The following is a 17986-nucleotide window of genomic DNA, read 5'->3' as shown; positions in this document are numbered from 1 at the left end:
GGGCGGAGGGAGGTCCTGCTGGTACCCCCGTGCCTAGGTCCCCGTCGCGGTCGTGGCGATGCCGCCGTCGACCGGGATGACGGTGCCCGTGAGGTAGGACGCGGCCCGGCTCGCGAGGAACACGGCGACGCCCGCCATGTCGTCGTCGCGGCCGAGCCTGCGCAGGGGGGCCTTCGCCGCGATGCTGTCGCCGATGGCGTCGAGCGTGGAGGCCATCATGTGCGACGGGAACGGTCCTGGGGCCACCGCGTTCACCGTGACGTGCTGCGGGCCCAGTTCCCTGGCGAGCACCCTGGTGAGCTGGTGGAGCGCCGCTTTGCTGCTGGCGTAGGAGTAGTTGGGCGACGCGGCGACGTGGATGGCGGCGATGCTGCCGATGTTGATGACCCGCGCGGGGTCATCGGCGGTGCCCGCCCGGCGCAGTGCGGGGAGCAGCGCCTGCACGAGCCAGAACGGCGACTTGAGGTTGAGGTCGAGCACCTCGTCCCAGGCCTCGTCCGGGAACGTCTCCAGCGGCTCGCGCCACATCGCTCCCGCGTTGTTGACGAGGATGTCCAAGCGCTCCGAGTCGCCCTCGACGAGATCGGCGAGGCGACGGCACTCGTCGTGCCTGGACAGGTCGGCGGGGATCGCTCGGACGTCGCCGAACTCGGACAGCAGGTGCTGTGCCTTCGCGCAGTTGTCCGCGTCGCGCGAGCTGATGACGACGCGGGCGCCCGCTTGCAGGAGACCGCGGGCGATCATGATCCCGATGCCCTTGGTGCCGCCGGTGACGAGCGCGTGCTTCCCACTCAGGTCGAAGAGACCTGCGTGAGTGGTGAACTGGTTGTCCGCCATGGGTTTTCGTTCCTTCTGTCGCGGAAGCCGGGAGCCAACTCGACCAGGCTGGCAGGCGTCCGGGACGTCCGGGAGATCCTGTCGGTACAGGTACTGCGAGATCCCCTCTCGCGGGTTTCAGGTGTCGGTGGCGCGTTGGCGGGCGCGGTAGGCGGCCGCGTGGGTGCGGTTGCCGCACGCGGTCGAACTGCAATAGCGCCGTGATCCGTTGCGGGAGAAGTCGACGAAGACGTTCGAGCAGTTCTCCGCGGAGCACCGGCGCATCCGGTCGTGGCCCCCGCTGGCGATGAGGGACAGGAGTGCGGCGGAGGTGGTGGCGGCGACCCGGTCGGCGATGCCCGCGTCCGGCGGCGCGTAGTGCCAGTGCCAGTGGCCGTCGTGCTCGGTGAGCTGGGGGAGGGCCCGCAGAGCGGCGAGCGTGTGGTTGAGGAGGTGGACCGCCTCGTGCTCGGTGGTGCTGTCGAAGGCTTGTCGGAGGGTGTCGCGGTAGCTCAGCAGGCGCGTGAGGTCGGCCTGCGAGGGAGGCGTGGGCACGACCCAGCCGCGGTGTCCGAGCAGCTCCGCCACCCGGTCGGCGTCGTGCAGGTCGTCGTGGCCGGAGTCGGTCTCGCCGGTGTTGACGATGTCGATCGCCGTGAGGACCGCACGGCCTGCATAAGCACCTATGTTCACTTGACTCCTGACGTTACGGGCTCCTACCGTCATGACCATCGACGACTTTACTACTGACGCGGAGGCTCGGATGAACTCCAACGCCACGGTGCTCCCGGTCCACTGCGACTGCGAGGTCCTGCCGCCGCCCGCACTGGTCCAGGAGTTCGTCCCGGTCCGCGAGGTGGCGTTCGGCGAGCGGACCGAGTTGCGCGACGGCACGCTGACCGTCGCCGGGAACGTCAGCGCGGACATCGCCGTCCCGCTGGTGACCTCGGTGGTGGTGGACGTCGTCGCTCCAGGCGAGCGTGACGTGCGCACGGACACGGTCCTCGACGCGGTGCCGCTGGCGGTCAAGGTCGAAGGAGGCCTCGGCGAAGGTGTGACGCGGCTGGCCACCGGCGTGGTGCTGGTGGTGACCGGGGTGGACGCGGACGGGACGCAACTCGGCGAGGCGGGCAACTCCGCCGGTGTGCTGTCCGAGCGGATGTCCGACGCCGCTCCCGGAACGCCGGACCCCGGCGACTGGATCATCCGGATCGCGGTCACGATCGAGGCCGGGCGGCGGATGGAGCGGCCGGGGCCCGCGGCGGCGCACCAGGCCGCCGACGTCGTCGCGGACCGGCTGCGACGCGCGCTGCTCGACGCCCCGCCCTCCGACCGCCGCACCTTTGAGGAGCCGTCGGGACCGGGCCCGCGCGTCGCGCTGGTGAAGCTGGTCATGGGGCAGGGCGCCATGCACGAGAACCTGGTGTTCCCGGCGGAGCCGGGCGGTGTGCGCGGCGCCGTCTCGCTGATCGACCTCGGCAACCTGCCGCAGCAGCTCCGGGTGAACGAGGTGCGCGACGGCGCGCTGCACTCCCTGTGCTGCGTCGGGCCGTCCAGCAAGGAGACCACGCTGCACTACTACCGCGACCCGCTCGTCGCCGCTCTCGCCGAGGACACCGAACTGCGGCTGACCGGCGTGATCGTGGTGGGCAGCCCGCCGCAGGAAGCGGACAAGCGCTTCGTCGCGCGGCGGGTCGGCGCGATGGTCGCCGCGGCGGGCGTGGACGGTGTGGTCGTGGCCACCGAGGGGTTCGGCAACAACCACATCGACTTCGCCGCCGAGATCGAGGAGATCGCGAAGTACGGGACGCCGACCGTCGGTGTGTGCTGGTCCGCCGCGCGCGGTCTGGTGTCCGGCAACGAGTACATGTACGCACTGGTCGAGGTGAACAAGGCCGCCAGCGGCCAGGAGTCCGATGTGCTCGGTGAGAACACTGCCGACGCCACGGACGCGCGCCGGGCGATCGCGATGTTGAAAACGCTGCTGTTCGGTGCGGACCCCCTGCCGTCGCCGCACTCGTGGGACCCGGAGGTGTTGCGCGGCAACCAGGAACTCGTCGAGGCCGCGGCGGCGGATAACAACGGTCGACCGACGCTGACCGAGGGGATTCGCAGCGAGGTCCCCGTTTCCGCCACCGCGCCGACGCCGCTCGCCTCTCTGGGGCGGCCGCTGTCCGGGGCCGTGGTCGCGCTGGTGTCGTCCGCGGGCGCGCACACCGTCGGTGATGTGCCGTTCCGCCCCTACGCCGATTACAGCCTGCGGGAGATCCCCGCGACGGCGACCGACGACGAACTCACGTTCGCCTCGGGCAGTTACGACAACAGCGACGTCAACGCCGACCCCAACTGCCTGTTCCCCCTCACCCGGCTCCGCGAACTGGCCGAGGACGGCGTGCTCGGCGGCGTGAGCCCGACCCACTTCGCCATGCAGGGCGGCGGCACGGAACTCGAGCTCGTGAAGACCCGCACCGGCCCGGACCTCCTGCGGCGGCTGGAGGAGGTCGACGTCGACGCCGTCGTGCTGATCGGCGCGTGCGGCAGTTGCCACCGCTCCGCCGTCGTCCTGCAACGACTGGTCGAGCAGGCGGGCATCCCGACGGTCATCATCGCGTCCCTGCCCGCCGTGGCCGCGCAGCTCGGCGCACCCCGGATCGCGGCGACCGACACCCCGATGGGCGCGGCGCTCGGCGCACCTCACGACACCGCGCAGCAGCGACGGGTCCTCACGGCGGCGCTGGACCTGCTGGTGCGCGCGGACGAAGCCGGGGCGGTCGCGCGGCTCCCGGAGCGGTACCGGAGCTGAGCACGCCAGGCGATGAGATCGGCGCGTGAACGTGACAGCCGCCTGCGGCTAAGTACAGGTGTGATGACCGTGATCAGCAGTAGTTCGCGGGACGGAGTCCCACCCCCGCCCGACGAGAGCTCTGGCGTCCTGGAGACCTTGGAGGGGGAGGACTTCACAGCTCTGTTCACCCGCCACGCCGACGAGTTGCACCGCTACCTGGCCAGATGGGTGCCGATGGCGGCCGACGACCTGGTGGCCGACGTGTTCGTCTCGGCGATCCGCACCCGTGCGCGCTTCGACTCCTCGCGCGGCTCGGTGCGAGCGTGGTTGTTCGGCATCGCGACCAACCTCCTGCACACCCACCTGCGCGGACGCAGGCGGGAACGGGAGGCGTACGCGCGCGCCGTGCAGAGCCACGAGAGCGACAGCCACGAGGGCCGGGTGGTCGACAGCGTGGACGCCCAGGTCAAGGCACGTCAGTTCGCCGTGGCGGTCGAACGGCTCAAGCAACGTGATCGCGACGTGCTGCTGCTGATCGGGTGGGCGGGGTTGGACACGACCGAGGTGGCGCAGGTGCTGGGCATTCCCGTCGGCACGGTGCGCTCCCGGTTCCACCGCGTCCGACAGCAGTTGCGTGCCGCGTGCCCCACCATCGTCCTGGAGAACAACGATGACTGAGAACATGTGGACCGAAGAAGAACTGGACCGCGCTATCGCGGATCAGCCCGCGGGGCCGGTGTTCACGGCCGAAGCCCGTGAGCGCGCCCTCGCCCGCATGGTGGCCGCCGGTGAAGCACCTCGGCCGGTGAAGCGCTGGCTGGTCGCCGCGGCGGCGGTGACGCTCGTCGCCGGAGCCCTGGTCGCCGTGCCGGCACTGTGGTCGGACGACTCGGGTCCCGCCGCGAGCGCGACGGAGACGTTGCGCCGGGCGGCCGCCGCCACGACCGGGCAGACCCGGCCGTCGGCGGGCCAGTACCAGTACGTCGTGACCCATTCCTGGGACTTGGGCAGCGCGACGACCGGGGCGGGGAACCCCATCTCGGCGCTGTTCCACAGCGTCAGGGAGCAGTGGATCCCCGCCGACCGCTCCGCGGAGTGGCTGGAGCGGCGGGCCACGCTGGACAGGAGGTGGTTGGTCGGGAGTGACGAGCAGGCCAAGACCGAAGGTGACGGAGGCCTGTTGCAGGAGGACACCTCGACGAAGGAGCGGCGCGGTCCGTGCGGCGACTACCCCGACGTGAACGAGGAACTGGGCGGTGACCCCGACTGGGGCAAGCCCTGCGCCGAGCGCGTGGGCAACTGGGGCAACCTCAACCCGAGGTTCCTCTCCTCGCTGCCGACCTCGCCGCAGGCGCTGTACGACCGCTTGTGGAGCGACTCGATGGGCCACGCGGAAACCGCGCTGTCCAACGCCGCGGGCGTTCTCGCGTCACCGGAGGCGTCACCGGAGCTGAGGTCCGCGCTGTACCAGGCGTTGCAGAACCTGCCGGACTTCCAGGTCACCGAGGCCACCGCGAACCTGAACGGACAGGTCGGCACGGCGCTCGGTGTGCACGGCGACGTCAACCGCTACGACATCATCATCGACCCGGAGACGGGCCGCTACATCGGCACCCGGTGGGTGCTGCTCAAGCCTGGAACCGACATGTGGGAAGGCCTGCCCGCGGGCACGGTGGTCTCCTTCTCCGCGGTCGACTTCGCCGTGGTCGACCGCGCCGGTGACGAACCGCCGACGAAGTGACGTGACATCGACGCAGGAGCCGAACGCGGGTGTGTTCGGCTCCTGCGTCGTCAGCTCGTCTCTCCGGTGCGACTCACTTGCGGTGGCGGATGCCGGCGTAGGCGAGTACGCCTCCGGCGAAGGTGAGGGCGAGGCCTGCCCAGCCGCGTTGGTCCGCGGCCAGCGCCGACTCGTACTGGTCCTCGGTGAGTTCGCGGACGACGACGCCGTCCTTCGATTCCTGGTACTTCCCGTTCCGCTGCTCGAAACTCCCCGCGGTGGTGTCGGTCACCAGCGGGTACGCGAACAGGAACGCCCCGCCGAAGAACGCGATCACCGCCACCGCGACGGCCCACTTCGGCAGCGTCGGGTTGTCGAAGTTGAACCCGCCCCTGGTCAACACCACCGTTGAGGCCATGAGGGCCAGGGAGATCACCGTCAGCACGACGTTCGCGGACCGCGGCAGCAACGCGCTGCCGGTCACGAACCCGGCGAGGATGACGACGGCGTCGAGGGAGATCACGACGAGTGAGGCCTTCTGCAACGGCACCAGTCCCATGATCGACCACAGTAGGGCCTGACCCGCTCACTTGACCATGGCGCCGGGGGCGACCAGCTCACCCCCGGAGGAACGCCAGCACGGCGAGGACTCGGCGGTCGCCGCTGTCGTCGTCGTGCGGCAGGTGGAGCTTGGTGAAGATGTTGCGGATGTGCTTGTGGACGGCGCCGTCGGTGACCGTGAGCCGGGAGCTGATCGAGCTGTTGCTGAGGCCTTCGGCCATCAGCGCCAGCACGTCGCGTTCGCGCGGGGTCAGGGTGTCGAGCGGGCTGCCCTTGGTGCGGAGCAGCATGAGTTGGGAGATCACCTCCGGGTCCATGACGGTGGCGCCGTCCGCGACCCGGCGCACCGAGTCGAGGAACGACTCCACCCTGCCGACACGTTCCTTGAGCAGGTAGCCGATGCCGCCGACGCCGTCGGCCAGCAGTTCCGACGCGTAGCTGTCCTCGACGTAGGAGGACAGCACGAGCACGGGAAGGCCGGGGTGGATTCGCCTGGCCTCGGCCGCCGCGCGGATCCCCTCGTCGCGGAAGGACGGCGGCAGCCGCACGTCCATCACGACGACGTCGGGCCGGTCCCGCGCGATGACCGCGAGGAAGTCGGTCGCGTTGTCGACCGCCGCGACCACCTCTTCGCCCTTGGAGGCCATCAGCAGCACCAGACCTTCGCGCAGCAGCGCGTCGTCCTCGGCGATCACGACCCGCACGGCAGCTCCACCCGCAGCGTCGTCGGTCCACCCGGTGGGCTCGACAGCACGACCGTCCCGTCGAACGCCTCGGCTCGCCGCCGAATGCCCGTCAACCCACTGCCCTCCTCCTCGACCGCGCCACCGCGACCGTCGTCGTCCACCGTGATCACGAGGACGTCGTCGCCGGTCCGCAGCCCGACCGAGACCCGCCGAGCGCCGGAGTGCTTCGTGACGTTGGTCAACGCCTCGGCCACCACGAAGTACGCCGCCGCTTCCACTGCGGCGGGCTGCCTGCCCACGCCCTCGACGTCGAGTACGCACGGAACCGGACACCTCGCCGCCAGCGCCGTCACCGCGCCCGCCAAGCCGCGATCGGACAAGACCGGCGGGTAGACGCTGCGGACCACGTCCCGCAGCTCGGCCAACGCCGAGGTCGCGGTGTCCTGCGCCTTGCGCAACAGGGACAACGCCGCCGCCGGATCGTCGCCGTACATGCTCTCGGCGATCCCCAACTGCATGATCACCGCGGCGATCCTAGCCTGCGCACCGTCGTGCAGGTCCCGTTCTATCCGCCGCAGCTCGGTTCCGTGCGCTTCCAGCGCGGCCGCGCGCGACGCCGTCAGCTCGGCCACCCGATCACTGAGCACCACACCCGCCGCGGGAGCCAGCAGGTGTCGCGCCGCCAACGACTGCCAACGGGCGAAACGCGGGAACTGCCACACGACGACCCCGTACAGGACACCGATGGGAACGCCGAGCAGCGCCGAACCCCACGAGTCGACGCGGTACCCGGAGACCAGCACACCCTCCGGCGCCGCCCACCAGTACACCGGAGCCGAGACCAGCGCCACGGCGCTCACCGCGACACCGATCGCCACCAGGCCGATCAGGAAGCCGGTCGCGGAGTGCGCGACGAGCCACAGCGAGTCCCGCCAGGTCGCCGGGTCCGCGACCAGCGTCCTGATCCGTTGCGGCAACGGGCCTTCCACCGGCCGGTACGGCACCGGGACGACACGACCCAGCAGCTCCCCGACCCGGCGCCGTTCGACGTCCACCAGGTGCCGCACCGCTTGTACGACACCTGGGAGCACGGGCAGCCCGATACCCACCACGCACAACGGCACCAGGACCGCCAGCACACCTACCGCGACCAGCGCGGCGAGTGAGGTGCACGCCCCGACAGCCAGGTACCCCAAGGCGCCGAACGCCGAGCTGATCCGCTTCCGCGAGAAGACCTTCATGGAGATGACGGCGGCCGACGCACTCCGCACCACTCCCTTCCGGTCATCCGGGCACCGCGGGTCACCGGGTTGGCTCGGCTGGGACGTCCCGACCCAGCATCCCGCACGCGGCTTCCGCCAGCAGCGCGTGGTGCGCCTCGGCGAGCGCTCGCACCCCGAGCTCCTGCTGTTCGGTCACGACCACGACGGCGCTACGGGTGCCGGTGACGTCGGTGAACATGTCCGAGCGGTATCCCGGAATGCCGCCGGAGTGCCCGTACACCGGGCCGCACGGCGTGGGGATCTGCCCGATGCCGAGCCCGTAGGCGCCTGCCGCGGGGTTCGCCGGATCGGCCGGGACCATGGTCAGCATCTGCTCGAGCTGCGCGGCGGGCAGGAGCTTGCCGGACATCAGCGCCTCCAGGAAACGGGACCAGTCCTTGGCCGTCGACACGACCCCACCCGCCGCCCCGGCCCAACTCGGGTCCAGAGCGGTGACGTCGACGTGGTCGTCGCGTTCGACACCGGCGAAGTGGAACTCCGGGGGCAGTCCCGGCACGGCGGCGGGCAGGTGCGCGGCGTCCGGCTCGTAGCCGTGCGCCAGGTCGTCCCCGTCCCGCGAGGTCGCGTCGGTCGCCAGGTAGGTCTTGGTCAACCCCAGCGGTCCGATGACCCGGTCGTTGAGCAGCGACGACAGGTTACGTCCGGTCGCGCGTTCCAGCACGAGGCCGAGCGCGACGTAGTTGGTGTTGCTGTAGAACCACTTCTCGCCCGGCGCGGCCACCGGGGGCTGCCCGGTCCCCGCCGCCAGCAGGTCCCGCGCCGTCCACGACCGCTCGTCCAGCCCGAACACCGAACGCAGGACCTGCACGTCGTCGGTGTTGTTGGCCAACCCGCTGGTGTGGTTCAGGAGCATCCTCACCGTGATGTTGCCGCCGTCGGGAACCATCCCCGGCAGCCACTTCTCCACGGGATCGTCCAGTCCGATCCGGCCTTCGGCCACCAACTGGAGGACCACCACGGCGACCATCGTCTTCGTGTTCGACCCGACCCTGACCTGGTCTCCCGCCCTGAGCCGGTGGGCGGGCCTCGTCCAGTCCGCCTGCTTGGCCAGCGAGACCACCGGACCCGTGCCGTTCTCGACCCGGACGAGAGCCGCGGGAATCCCCGCCTTCACCGCCCGCTTCACCGCGTCCGCGATCGGACGGCTGTTCGCCGACGTTCCACCGTTGAACTCGTCGACCTCCTCGGCCGCGCGCACCTGGCTCTTGGTCTCGACCAGGGCCGACGGCCCTCCGACGCCACACCCCGACGCCGCCGCGGAGACCCCGAACGCCAACAACACCGCCGCGCCTCGACGACCCCTGCCCGTTGCGATCATCCTTCAACCCCTTGTTCTTCAGGTCCGATCCGTACCAAGAGGACGCTGTCAAACGGCGGGCCGACGAACCATCCCGGCACCACGACGATCGTTGGTAGCGCACGCTGTACCACTCACCCTCCGCGATGAGAGGTCGACGTTCTGTCACGGAATGCGGTCTGGCCGGAAAGTATCACCATGTGACGCTTCGGCCACTGCTGTTCGACGGCGGGCACGACCACAGTGACTCCAACGCACCACGCCCTTTTGGGAGGGTCACATGGACGACGCGACCACCACGACCAGCACCGCCGACTGGAGTGCGGTCCACACGCGACCCGACTTCGTCGCGCTCCGCCGAGCCCAGCGGCGGTTCGCCTTTCCGGTGGCGGGGCTCTTCCTCGCCTGGTACCTGCTCTACGTCCTGCTGGCCGACTTCGCGCACGGGTTCATGGCCACGAAGCTCTTCGGCAACGTGACCACCGGCCTGGCGCTCGGCCTGCTCCAGTTCGCTTCCACGTTCGCCATCGCGGCCCTGTACTCCCGTTACGCCAACAACACCCTCGATCCGCTCGCCGAGCAGATCCGCTCCCGGATCGAGGGGGACCGGGCGTGAACGCCGGGAGCAGCCCCGCGCTGAACATCGGCATCTTCGCGGTGTTCGTCGTGATCACGCTGGTGGTCGTGTTCCGGGTGAGCCGGGGCCCGAAGACCGCGACCGACTTCTTCACCGCGGGCCGGGCGTTCACCGGCAGACAGAACGGGGTCGCCATCGCCGGGGACTACCTGTCGGCCGCGGCGTTCCTCGGCATCACCGGCGCCATCGCGGTGTACGGGTACGACGGTTTCCTCTACTCGATCGGCTTCCTGGTCGCGTGGCTGGTCGCGCTCCTGCTCGTCGCGGAACTGCTGCGCAACACCGGCCGCTTCACCATGGCCGACGTGCTCAGCTTCCGGATGAAGCAGGGACCGGTGCGCACCGCGGCGGCGATCTCCACCCTGGCGGTCACCTTCTTCTACCTCCTCGCGCAGATGAACGGCGCCGGTGGACTCGTCGCGCTGCTGCTCGGGGTGACCGGCCAGGTCGGACAGGCCGTCGTGGTGTCGGTCGTCGGCGTCCTGATGATCGTCTACGTCCTGGTCGGCGGGATGAAGGGCACGACCTGGGTGCAGATCATCAAGGCCGTCATGCTGATCGCGGGCGCACTCGTCATGAGCGGGTGGGTGCTGGCGCGCTACGGCTTCGACTTCTCGGCGCTGCTCGGCCGGGTGGCCGACCGCGGCGGCGACGCCATGCTCGCGCCCGGCAAGCAGTACGGCGCGACCGCGCTGTCCAGAGTGGACTTCCTGTCGCTCGGCCTGACCCTGGTGCTCGGCACCGCGGGCCTGCCGCACGTGCTGATGCGGTTCTACACCGTCCCCAGCGCCAGGGAGGCCCGCCGCTCGGTGCTGTGGGCCATCGGCCTCATCGGCGGTTTCCTGCTGATGACCACGGTACTGGGTTACGGCGCGGCGGCGCTGGTCGGTGCCGACCGGATCACCTCGGCTCCTGGCAAGGCCAACTCCGCGGTTCCGCTGCTGGCACTGGAACTCGGCGGACCCGTGCTGCTCGGGCTCATCGCGGCGGTGGCGTTCGCGACGATCCTCGCGGTCGTCGCCGGGCTGACCATCACCGCGTCGGCGTCCTTCGCGCACGACGTGTACCTCAACGTGGTCAAGAAGAACTCGCCCGCCGCCGTGGCGTCGCAGGTGAAGGTCGCCCGCTGGGCGGCCGTGCTGATCGGCCTCGTCTCGATCGCGGGCGGGATCGCGACCAACGGCCAGAACGTCGCGTTCCTGGTGGCGCTGGCGTTCGCGGTCGCCGCGTCGGCGAACCTGCCCACGATCCTGTTCTCGTTGTTCTGGCGGCGGTTCACCACCACGGGCGCGCTGTGGAGCATCTACGGCGGCCTGGGCACCACGGTGGTGCTCATCGTGTTCTCACCGGTGGTGTCCGGGGCCACGACGTCGATCCTCCCGGCCGCCGACTTCGCGTGGTTCCCGCTGTCGAACCCCGGCCTGGTGTCGATCCCGTTGTCGTTCCTGCTGGGCTACCTCGGCACGGTGCTGTCCACCGAGCCCGCCGACCAGGCCAAGTACGCCGAGATGGAGGTCCGCGCCCTGACCGGCGCGGGCGCGGAGAGAGCGACAGGAGAACCCGCATGACCCTCGACCGCCCACCAGCCCCCGACCCTTACGAACTGCTGCCCGCCGTGAGCGGCTTCGAGGTCACCTCGAAGGACGTCGCGCACGGCGAGCCGATGGACCCGTCGCACACGTTGGACGGCGGCAACACCTCACCGCACCTGAGTTGGCACGGATTCCCGGAGGGCACGCGGAGCTTCGTCGTGACGTGCTTCGACCCGGACGCCCCGACCCCGTCCGGCTTCTGGCACTGGCTGCTCGTCGACCTGCCGGTCACGACCACCGAACTGCCCGCGGGCGCGGCGGACGAGCCACTCCCACCCGGCGCTTTCCACGCCCGCAACGACTTCGGCGCGATCGGGTACGGCGGTGCCGCGCCACCGCCGGGTGACGGCGAGCACCGCTACTACTTCGTCGTGCACGCCGTCGACGTCGACGTGCTCGGGGTCGACGCCGCCACGAGCCCCGCCGCGATCAGCTTCGCGCTCGCGTTCCACACCCTGGCCAGGGCGGTCGTCACGCCCGTCCACGCCACCACCAGTGAGAAGTGAGGTCACATGATCCCGCACGACACCCACCTCCGGATCGGGTCGCTGCTGTTCGAAGGCCTGGACCAGATCGACCTCACCGGCCCGTTCGAGGTCCTGTCCCAGATCCCCGACTCCACCTACCAGGTCTACGCGAAGACGACGGAACCCGTGCGCGACATCCACGGGCTCCGACTGACGGCCGACGCCGTCCTGGCCGACGCGCCCGCGCTCGACGTGCTCCACGTGCCAGGTGGGTTCGGGCAGGAAGCCCTGATGGAGGACGAGGAGGTGCTCGACTGGATCCGCGCGCAGGCGGGCGGCGCGGTCGCCGTGTTCTCCGTCTGCACCGGCGCCCTGCTCTGCGGCGCCGCGGGCCTGCTCAAGGGGCGGCGTGCCACGACCCACTGGTCCGCCTTCCACCTGCTGCCCTACTTCGGCGCGATCCCGGTCGACGAGCGGGTCGTGGTCGACGGGAGCTGGGTGTTCGCCGGGGGAGTGACCGCGGGCATCGACGGCGCGCTCCGGCTGGCCGCCGAGCTGCGCGGAGTCGAGGTGGCACAGGGGATCCAGCTCGCCATGCAGTACGCGCCCGAGCCGCCGTTCGACAGCGGCACCCCGCGCACCGCGCCCCCGGCGGTGCTGGACCGCGCCCGCCGCACCGTCGAGGACATCACCGCACGACGGGAGCGGACCGCGCGCCGGGTCGCCCAACGCCTCGGCGTCGAGGTCCCCGTGGGCTGAGGTCCGGTGCTACCGCCGCGCGGCCGTGCCGCGGAACGCGCGGCGGTAGTCCGTGGGAGCCAGGTGCAGCAGTTCGCGGAACCGGCGGCGAAAGGCCACAGTGGACTCGAAGCCGCACCGCTGGGCGATCTGCTCGACCGTGAGGTCCGTGGTCTCCAGCAGTTGCTGCGCCCGGACGACCCGCCGCTTCGCGACCCACTTCCACGGCGACGTCCCGACCTGCGCCTGGAAGTGGCGGCCGAACGAGCGGGTGCTGTACCCGATGTGCTCGGCCATGTCGGCCACGCTGAGCGGTTGGTCCAGTCGCTCGTCCAGCCAGTTCAGCAGTGCCGCCATGTCCACGGTGGTCGCCGTGGGCGTGGCGTGCTCGACGAACTGGGCCTGGTCGCCGGAGCGGTGCGGCGCCACCAGCGTCCGCCGGGCCACCTTCGTCGCCACGTCGGCGCCGAAGTCCTCGCGCACGATGTGCAGGCACAGGTCGATGCCCGCGGCGACCCCGCCGGAGGTCAGCACCTGACCGTCGGCCACGTACAGCACGTTGTCCACCACTCCGACGGCGGGGAAGAGGCGCTGCAACTGGTCGGTGACGGCCCAGTGCGTCGTCGCCTTGTGGCCGTCGAGCAGCCCGCTGTGCCCGAGGGCGAACGCGCCGGTGCAGATCGACACCATGCGGGCACCCTTGGCGGCGACCCTGGTGAGCGCGGCCGCGGTGCCGTCGGGCAGGGGGTCGGCGATCAGCTCGTAGCCGGGGACGATCACGGTGTCGGCCTCGTCGAGCAGTTCCAGCCCGCCGTGCGCGCCGATCGGGACCCCACAGCCGGACGTGACCGGCAGGCCGGTCGGGGAGCACACGCGGAACTCGTAGTGCTGGGGCTCGGGATCGCGGTGGCGGTGGCCGAAGAACTGGGCCGCCGCGCCGAAGTCGAGCAGCACTACGCCTTCCAGGACGAGGACCACCACCCGGTGCATGGCTGGAATGTATCACCGGATGTCGGGCGCGCCACTGGTTCTTCGCGGGCCGATGCCGGAGGATGAGGACCATGACCGAAGTCCTTGGCCTGACGCGGGAACTCGTCGCACTCGACACCGCCGGACGGGCGGAGGACGACGCCATCGCCCTGCTCGCCCCGAAACTGGAGGACGCCGGGTTCGCGCTCGACGTCGTGCGCCTCGACTCGGGTCGGTCGACCCTCATCGCCGAGTGGCGCACCGACCTGGACGTGCCGCCGCTGTGCCTGTCCGGGCACCTCGACACCGTGCCGCTGGGCGCGGCCCGGTGGTCGTTCGACCCGTTGCGCGCCGAACCCGACGGCGACCGGCTGTACGGGCGCGGCACGAGCGACATGAAGGGCGGGGTGGCGGCCATCGTGCTCGCCGCCATCGCCGCCGCCACCGGTCGACCGCGCCGGTCGGGCCTGCGCCTCGTGCTGACGGCCGCGGAGGAGACCGGCTCGGCCGGTGCGGTCGGCGCGGCCGCCCGGTTGACCGGCAGGCCCAGCGGACCGCTCGTGATCACCGAGCCGACCGCGAACGCCGTCGCCCACGGCCACAAGGGCGCGCTGTGGCTGACCGCGCGCGCCACCGGCGTCACCGCGCACGGGTCGATGCCGCACCTGGGCGACAACGCGATCACGAAGCTCGCCGCCGCCACCACGCGGCTCACCGACTACCGGTTCCCGGACCGCCCGCACCCGGTCATGGGCGCGCCGACGCTGAACGTCGCCACGTTCCACGCCGGCCTCAACACCAACTCGGTCCCCGACCTCGCCGAGGCCACCGTGGACGTCCGCACCGTCGCGGGCCAGGACCACACCACCGTCCTGGCAGATCTCGAGACGTGCGCCGGACCGGCGGTGACCCTGGCTCCGCTCGTCGACCTCCCTCCTGTGTGGACGGACCCGCACCAGGAGTGGGCGGCCGCCACGACGGAAGCGGTCGGCGAAATTACCGGCGCCTTGGCACGGGAACCGCTCACGATGACGTTCTTCACCGACGCCTCCGTGCTCACGCCCGCCTTCGGCGGCGTCCCCACGCTGATCTGCGGGCCCGGCGAGCCGTCCCAGGCGCACGCCACCGACGAGTGGTGCTCGATCGCCCGCCTGGAGGAGTCGGTGGCGGTCCTGGAACGCCTCTGCCGCGACTGGTGCGGCCTCTGACCGCGGTCGTATGGCCGCCGGTCACCGGAGCATGGTCTCCGCGGCTGCCCAGCGGTTGCATGGACGCGTCGGAACTCGACCGGCGCGTATTCAGGAGGACAACCGCGGTGCCCGCACAACACGTCACACCTACCAACGTCATGAGGCTGCTGGCCGGACTGGTCGATCGGTTGCTCGCCCCCGTGGAAGGGCTGCCGAGCGGCTCCCACGTCATGCAGTTGGCCTGCGGCACCGGCGAGCTGAGCCTTGAGTTGGCCCGTCGCCGTCCGGATCTGCGGATCACCGCGATCGACGTCGATTCCACGGTGCTGGACGCCGGGAGGGCCGCCGCGGTCGAGCGGGACCTGTCCGTCGAGTTCCGGACGATGTCGATGGCCGGGCTCGACCTCGCCGATGGCGGCGTCGACGCGGTGATCTCCCGGATGGGGATGTTCCTACCGGGAACGGCTCCGTTCGACGTGGTGGCGCGAGAAGCCGCCAGGGTCCTGCGGCCCGGCGGGCCGTTGAGCATCGCCACCTGGAGCGATCTGGCAGGCAGTCCGTACACCCGGATCGGGCTCTCCGTGCTGCGCCGCGTACTTCCGGCGGGTGCGGTTCCCGACATGGAGAGCTTCTTCAGCGACTCGGCGCGGCCCGGCGCGTTCGAGGGGCACCTCGCGGACGCGGGTTTCCAGGACGTCGAGGCCGCGTGGTTCCGCTGGGACACCGAGTACCCGGACTTCGAGGCGTGGTGGCGGTTCGTCGCGGAGTTCGGCGCGCTCAAGCCGTTGTTCGACTCGCTGGACGCCTCCACGCGGGCCACCGCGCGTGACGTGATGGAGTCGACGATGGCGGAGCACGGGACCGGGTCGGGCGGGTACCGCCTGACGGCGACCGCGCGCGTCGTCACCGCTCGGCGCTGACGGGCAGGTCGTCCGACGATGGCCTGCCCAGTGCGCGGAAGCGGCCGGGAGGGACGCCGTACTGCCGACGGAAAGCGTGGCTCAGCGCGAACTCCGTGGAGTAGCCGACTCGGCGGGCGATCGAGGCCAACGGGGCGTCGGTCTCGCGCAGCAAACGTGCGGCGCAGGACAGCCGCCACCCGGTCAGGTACCGCTTCGGCGGCCTGCCGACCGCGGTGGTGAACCGGGCGACGAAGGCCGTCCTGGAGAGCCCGACGATCGCGCTGAGCTCCGCCACGGTCCACGGGTGGCTCGGGGCCGCGTGGATCCGGCGGAGCGCCTCGGCCATCGCCGGATCGGTGGTCTCCGGCGACTCCTCGCCGCGGTTGTCCGCCAGCCACTGCTTCAGCAGGTGGGTCAGCACCAGGTCGAGCAGCGCGGGCCGGGTGACGCCCGCGCCCGGACCGGTGTCGACGAGGTTCGCTCGCACCAGGTCGAACAGCGGCCGCAGGTGGGGGTGGCGATCGTGGTCGGGGGAGACGGCGATGACGTCCGGGAGCGAACGCAGGTAGGACGGCACCGGGTGGTGGTCGAGCCAGTACGCGCCGCAGAGGAACTCGACATCGGCCTGGGCGGGCTGGGGGAGGTGGTCCTTCGCGACGGCCCGCGGCAGGGCGGACAGCGTGGCCGGAGCGTGGCTCAGGCCGTGCTCGCCGCCCGCAGGTGTGAAGACGACGTCTCCCGGCGCCAGCCGTCGAGGTGGCTCGTCGGGCGTGAGCAGCCAGGCGTCACCGCTGATCACCCAGTGGAACCCGCTGCCCGCGAACGCCGGGTACCGCCAGCCCCACGATCCGGCCTCCCGCACCGTGCAGGCCTCCGCGCGCCCGATCCGGACGTTCGCGAGCGCTTCGCCGAGGACGTCCATGCGGCAACGCTACCGCCGGGGGAACGGGCGCCCCAGGATCAGGCGAGGTCCGCTGGTCGTACCCGCAGCTTGGCGGCGATCCGCGCCAGTGCTTCCTGGTCCTCGGTGGTGAGGAGGTCGAGGACCAGGTGTCGGACGGCGCGCACGTGGGTCGGAGCCGCGGCGGCGACCACCTCGAAGCCGCTGTCCGTGAGGGCGGCCAGGGTGTAGCGGCCGTCGTCGGGGTCAGGGGAGCGGTGCGCCCAGCCGCGCTGTTCGAACCGCTTGACCACGTTCGACAGGCGGGACAGCGAACCGTTCGCCAGGTAGGCGAGTTCGCTCATGCGGAGGCTCCGGCCGGGGGCCTCGGAGATGTGGCTGAGCGTCAGGTACTCGAAGAGCGTCAACCCGGAGTCGCTGTGCAGGGGGGCTTCCAGCTTTCCCGGCAGCAGGAGGATCAGCGACACCAGTCCGGTCCAGGCGTCCTTCTCCGCGGGCGACAGCCAGCGTGGCTCGTCTTCGCGCCCCGAACCGGGCTCCGGGGAAGCGGTGGTGGCCATGGCGGGACCCTACCTGGGCCATGATCACTTCACGCGTGAAGTTATTTCGTGCTAGCTTGACTTCAAGCATGAAGTGATCGAGGAGGGACTTCCATGGCTCAGCCGCAGTTCTTCGCCACCCCTGGGTACGGCGACACCCAGTTGGCGACCATGCACTACCAGCAGGCGGTCCTCGTGGGCGACCGGATCGACACGTCGGGCCAAGGCGGGTGGGATGACGACTTCACCTTCCCGGAGTCGCTGGAGGACGAGATCGTCCGAGCGTTCGACAACGTCGAACGCACCCTGGCCACCGCAGGTGCGACGTGGCGCGACGTCATCGCCGTCGACTCCTTCCACGTCGCGAGCGCGGCGGATTCCATCGGTGACGCCCACAACCGGGTGATGGTCGAGCAGTTCCGCGAGCGGATGGGCGACCGCGCCCCCATCTGGACCCAGATCGGTGTCACGGTTCTCGGTGCACCGGGGATGCGCGTCGAAATCCGCGTCACCGCCCTGGTGGGCCGCACGGACTGAGTCGTGCTGGAGCACCGGTTCAGCGGTGAGGGAGCGACCGCTTGGCTTCAAGCACGGTGATCCGGTGCCCGCATTCCTGCGTCCTGCTCCTGAGCGTAAATGGAGGGAGTTCTGGCTTACGGGAGTTTTAACCTGATCGGGTGATTTTTCGGCTGGTGCGCGGTTGTCGGGCCTGACAGTTGGTGACGAGTCGAAATACCCGCTGAACCGACCCTGACCTGGGCTTCAGGGGCTGTTCGCACTCGTGCTGACGCATTTTTGCGGTTTGTAACGGGTTGCCTCCTTTCGCGGATAGTGCTCACGACGAGCACTATGCTAAGGGGAATTCGTGGCGAATCCTGCGTTTCTCGGTGTCGGCGCGCTGCT

19 protein-coding genes are annotated in these 17986 nt (G+C 70.7%); 10 read left to right on the top strand and 9 right to left on the bottom strand.

The genetic code is table 11. The features are described from left to right. Positions 1-33: 33 nt before the first annotated feature. Positions 34-837 (bottom strand): SDR family oxidoreductase, encoded by an 804-nt coding sequence (locus NZH93_RS36995; protein WP_259627939.1) that lies wholly within the window; start codon positions 835-837, stop codon positions 34-36. 117 nt (positions 838-954) lie between these two features. After that, a complete protein-coding gene (locus NZH93_RS36990; protein WP_259627938.1) occupies positions 955-1509 on the bottom strand; it encodes a CGNR zinc finger domain-containing protein in 555 nt (184 codons plus the stop codon). A 31-nt stretch (positions 1510-1540) separates the two neighbouring features. On the opposite strand from NZH93_RS36990, the gene NZH93_RS36985 reads away from it, so the two are divergent. From NZH93_RS36985 to NZH93_RS36975, 3 genes are all read left to right on the top strand, one after another. After that, complete coding sequence (locus tag NZH93_RS36985) at positions 1541-3619, top strand: glycine/sarcosine/betaine reductase component B subunit (protein ID WP_259627937.1); 2079 nt, start codon at positions 1541-1543, stop codon at positions 3617-3619. A 63-nt stretch (positions 3620-3682) separates the two neighbouring features. Beyond that, the gene (locus tag NZH93_RS36980; protein WP_259627936.1) at positions 3683-4279 is read left to right on the top strand and encodes an RNA polymerase sigma factor; all 597 of its coding nucleotides are present in this window, start codon (positions 3683-3685) and stop codon (positions 4277-4279) included. Beyond that, positions 4272-5342, top strand: a complete 1071-nt coding sequence (locus tag NZH93_RS36975; RefSeq protein WP_259627935.1) for a CU044_5270 family protein — start codon at positions 4272-4274, stop codon at positions 5340-5342. Before NZH93_RS36980 ends, NZH93_RS36975 begins: the two co-directional genes overlap by 8 nt. 73 nt (positions 5343-5415) lie before the next feature. Here the strand turns inward: NZH93_RS36975 and NZH93_RS36970 are convergent, their stop codons facing one another. The 4 genes from NZH93_RS36970 to NZH93_RS36955 are packed head-to-tail and all read right to left on the bottom strand — an operon-like array spanning position 5416 to position 9169. Next, positions 5416-5880: a hypothetical protein gene (locus NZH93_RS36970; RefSeq protein WP_259627934.1), complete on the bottom strand. Its 465-nt coding sequence runs from the start codon at positions 5878-5880 to the stop codon at positions 5416-5418. A 58-nt stretch (positions 5881-5938) separates the two neighbouring features. Beyond that, a complete protein-coding gene (locus tag NZH93_RS36965) occupies positions 5939-6586 on the bottom strand; it encodes a response regulator transcription factor (RefSeq protein WP_259627933.1) in 648 nt (215 codons plus the stop codon). Continuing rightward, on the bottom strand, positions 6574-7839 hold the full coding sequence (locus NZH93_RS36960; protein ID WP_308214286.1) for a sensor histidine kinase: 1266 nt from the start codon (positions 7837-7839) through the stop codon (positions 6574-6576). The genes NZH93_RS36965 and NZH93_RS36960 overlap by 13 nt, the downstream gene beginning before the upstream one ends. A gap of 31 nt (positions 7840-7870) precedes the next feature. Continuing rightward, a complete protein-coding gene (locus NZH93_RS36955; RefSeq protein ID WP_259627932.1) occupies positions 7871-9169 on the bottom strand; it encodes a serine hydrolase domain-containing protein in 1299 nt (432 codons plus the stop codon). Positions 9170-9428: 259 nt separating this feature from the next. On the opposite strand from NZH93_RS36955, the gene NZH93_RS36950 reads away from it, so the two are divergent. From NZH93_RS36950 to NZH93_RS36935, 4 genes are read left to right on the top strand one after another with little or no spacing between them, the layout of a single operon-like run. Next, positions 9429-9764 (top strand): DUF485 domain-containing protein, encoded by a 336-nt coding sequence (locus tag NZH93_RS36950; RefSeq protein WP_259627931.1) that lies wholly within the window; start codon positions 9429-9431, stop codon positions 9762-9764. After that, on the top strand, positions 9761-11353 hold the full coding sequence (locus NZH93_RS36945) for a monocarboxylic acid transporter (protein WP_259627930.1): 1593 nt from the start codon (positions 9761-9763) through the stop codon (positions 11351-11353). The genes NZH93_RS36950 and NZH93_RS36945 overlap by 4 nt, the downstream gene beginning before the upstream one ends. Continuing rightward, entirely contained in the window at positions 11350-11883 is a 534-nt protein-coding gene (locus NZH93_RS36940; protein ID WP_259627929.1) for a YbhB/YbcL family Raf kinase inhibitor-like protein, read from the top strand. Before NZH93_RS36945 ends, NZH93_RS36940 begins: the two co-directional genes overlap by 4 nt. A 6-nt stretch (positions 11884-11889) precedes the next feature. Next, positions 11890-12603: a DJ-1/PfpI family protein gene (locus tag NZH93_RS36935; protein WP_259627928.1), complete on the top strand. Its 714-nt coding sequence runs from the start codon at positions 11890-11892 to the stop codon at positions 12601-12603. A 9-nt stretch (positions 12604-12612) separates the two neighbouring features. Here NZH93_RS36935 and NZH93_RS36930 read toward each other — a convergent pair whose 3' ends face one another. Continuing rightward, positions 12613-13572, bottom strand: a complete 960-nt coding sequence (locus NZH93_RS36930) for a GlxA family transcriptional regulator (protein ID WP_259627927.1) — start codon at positions 13570-13572, stop codon at positions 12613-12615. Positions 13573-13643: 71 nt separating this feature from the next. On the opposite strand from NZH93_RS36930, the gene NZH93_RS36925 reads away from it, so the two are divergent. Next, on the top strand, positions 13644-14759 hold the full coding sequence (locus NZH93_RS36925) for a M20 family metallopeptidase (RefSeq protein WP_259627926.1): 1116 nt from the start codon (positions 13644-13646) through the stop codon (positions 14757-14759). Positions 14760-14866: 107 nt separating this feature from the next. Next, on the top strand, positions 14867-15661 hold the full coding sequence (locus tag NZH93_RS36920) for a class I SAM-dependent methyltransferase (RefSeq protein ID WP_259627925.1): 795 nt from the start codon (positions 14867-14869) through the stop codon (positions 15659-15661). Here the strand turns inward: NZH93_RS36920 and NZH93_RS36915 are convergent. Together NZH93_RS36915 and NZH93_RS36910 are read right to left on the bottom strand one after the other, a co-directional pair. After that, the gene (locus NZH93_RS36915) at positions 15645-16565 is read right to left on the bottom strand and encodes an AraC family transcriptional regulator (protein WP_259627924.1); all 921 of its coding nucleotides are present in this window, start codon (positions 16563-16565) and stop codon (positions 15645-15647) included. The two genes, NZH93_RS36920 and NZH93_RS36915, sit on opposite strands and share 17 nt — an antisense overlap. A gap of 38 nt (positions 16566-16603) precedes the next feature. Continuing rightward, positions 16604-17104: a MarR family winged helix-turn-helix transcriptional regulator gene (locus tag NZH93_RS36910; protein WP_259627923.1), complete on the bottom strand. Its 501-nt coding sequence runs from the start codon at positions 17102-17104 to the stop codon at positions 16604-16606. 93 nt (positions 17105-17197) lie between these two features. On the opposite strand from NZH93_RS36910, the gene NZH93_RS36905 reads away from it, so the two are divergent. Further along, a complete protein-coding gene (locus NZH93_RS36905) occupies positions 17198-17620 on the top strand; it encodes a Rid family hydrolase (protein WP_259627922.1) in 423 nt (140 codons plus the stop codon). Positions 17621-17986: the final 366 nt, after the last annotated feature.

Source organism: Umezawaea endophytica (assembly GCF_025061645.1).
Taxonomy (GTDB): domain Bacteria; phylum Actinomycetota; class Actinomycetes; order Mycobacteriales; family Pseudonocardiaceae; genus Umezawaea; species Umezawaea endophytica.
The sequence above is the reverse complement of the archived record's forward strand: the minus strand, read 5'-3'. Positions and strand labels throughout refer to the sequence as shown.

What these genes read in the sequence shown, in the direction of transcription:
- NZH93_RS36995 (WP_259627939.1), bottom strand. Translation starts at nt 837, where the DNA reads ATGGCGGACAACCAGTTCACCACTCACGCAGGTCTCTTCGACCTGAGT.
- NZH93_RS36985 (WP_259627937.1), top strand. Translation starts at nt 1,541, where the DNA reads ATGACCATCGACGACTTTACTACTGACGCGGAGGCTCGGATGAACTCC.
- NZH93_RS36980 (WP_259627936.1), top strand. Translation starts at nt 3,683, where the DNA reads ATGACCGTGATCAGCAGTAGTTCGCGGGACGGAGTCCCACCCCCGCCC.
- NZH93_RS36975 (WP_259627935.1), top strand. Translation starts at nt 4,272, where the DNA reads ATGACTGAGAACATGTGGACCGAAGAAGAACTGGACCGCGCTATCGCG.
- NZH93_RS36970 (WP_259627934.1), bottom strand. Translation starts at nt 5,880, where the DNA reads ATGGGACTGGTGCCGTTGCAGAAGGCCTCACTCGTCGTGATCTCCCTC.
- NZH93_RS36955 (WP_259627932.1), bottom strand. Translation starts at nt 9,169, where the DNA reads ATGATCGCAACGGGCAGGGGTCGTCGAGGCGCGGCGGTGTTGTTGGCG.
- NZH93_RS36950 (WP_259627931.1), top strand. Translation starts at nt 9,429, where the DNA reads ATGGACGACGCGACCACCACGACCAGCACCGCCGACTGGAGTGCGGTC.
- NZH93_RS36940 (WP_259627929.1), top strand. Translation starts at nt 11,350, where the DNA reads ATGACCCTCGACCGCCCACCAGCCCCCGACCCTTACGAACTGCTGCCC.
- NZH93_RS36935 (WP_259627928.1), top strand. Translation starts at nt 11,890, where the DNA reads ATGATCCCGCACGACACCCACCTCCGGATCGGGTCGCTGCTGTTCGAA.
- NZH93_RS36930 (WP_259627927.1), bottom strand. Translation starts at nt 13,572, where the DNA reads ATGCACCGGGTGGTGGTCCTCGTCCTGGAAGGCGTAGTGCTGCTCGAC.
- NZH93_RS36925 (WP_259627926.1), top strand. Translation starts at nt 13,644, where the DNA reads ATGACCGAAGTCCTTGGCCTGACGCGGGAACTCGTCGCACTCGACACC.
- NZH93_RS36915 (WP_259627924.1), bottom strand. Translation starts at nt 16,565, where the DNA reads ATGGACGTCCTCGGCGAAGCGCTCGCGAACGTCCGGATCGGGCGCGCG.
- NZH93_RS36910 (WP_259627923.1), bottom strand. Translation starts at nt 17,104, where the DNA reads ATGGCCACCACCGCTTCCCCGGAGCCCGGTTCGGGGCGCGAAGACGAG.
- NZH93_RS36905 (WP_259627922.1), top strand. Translation starts at nt 17,198, where the DNA reads ATGGCTCAGCCGCAGTTCTTCGCCACCCCTGGGTACGGCGACACCCAG.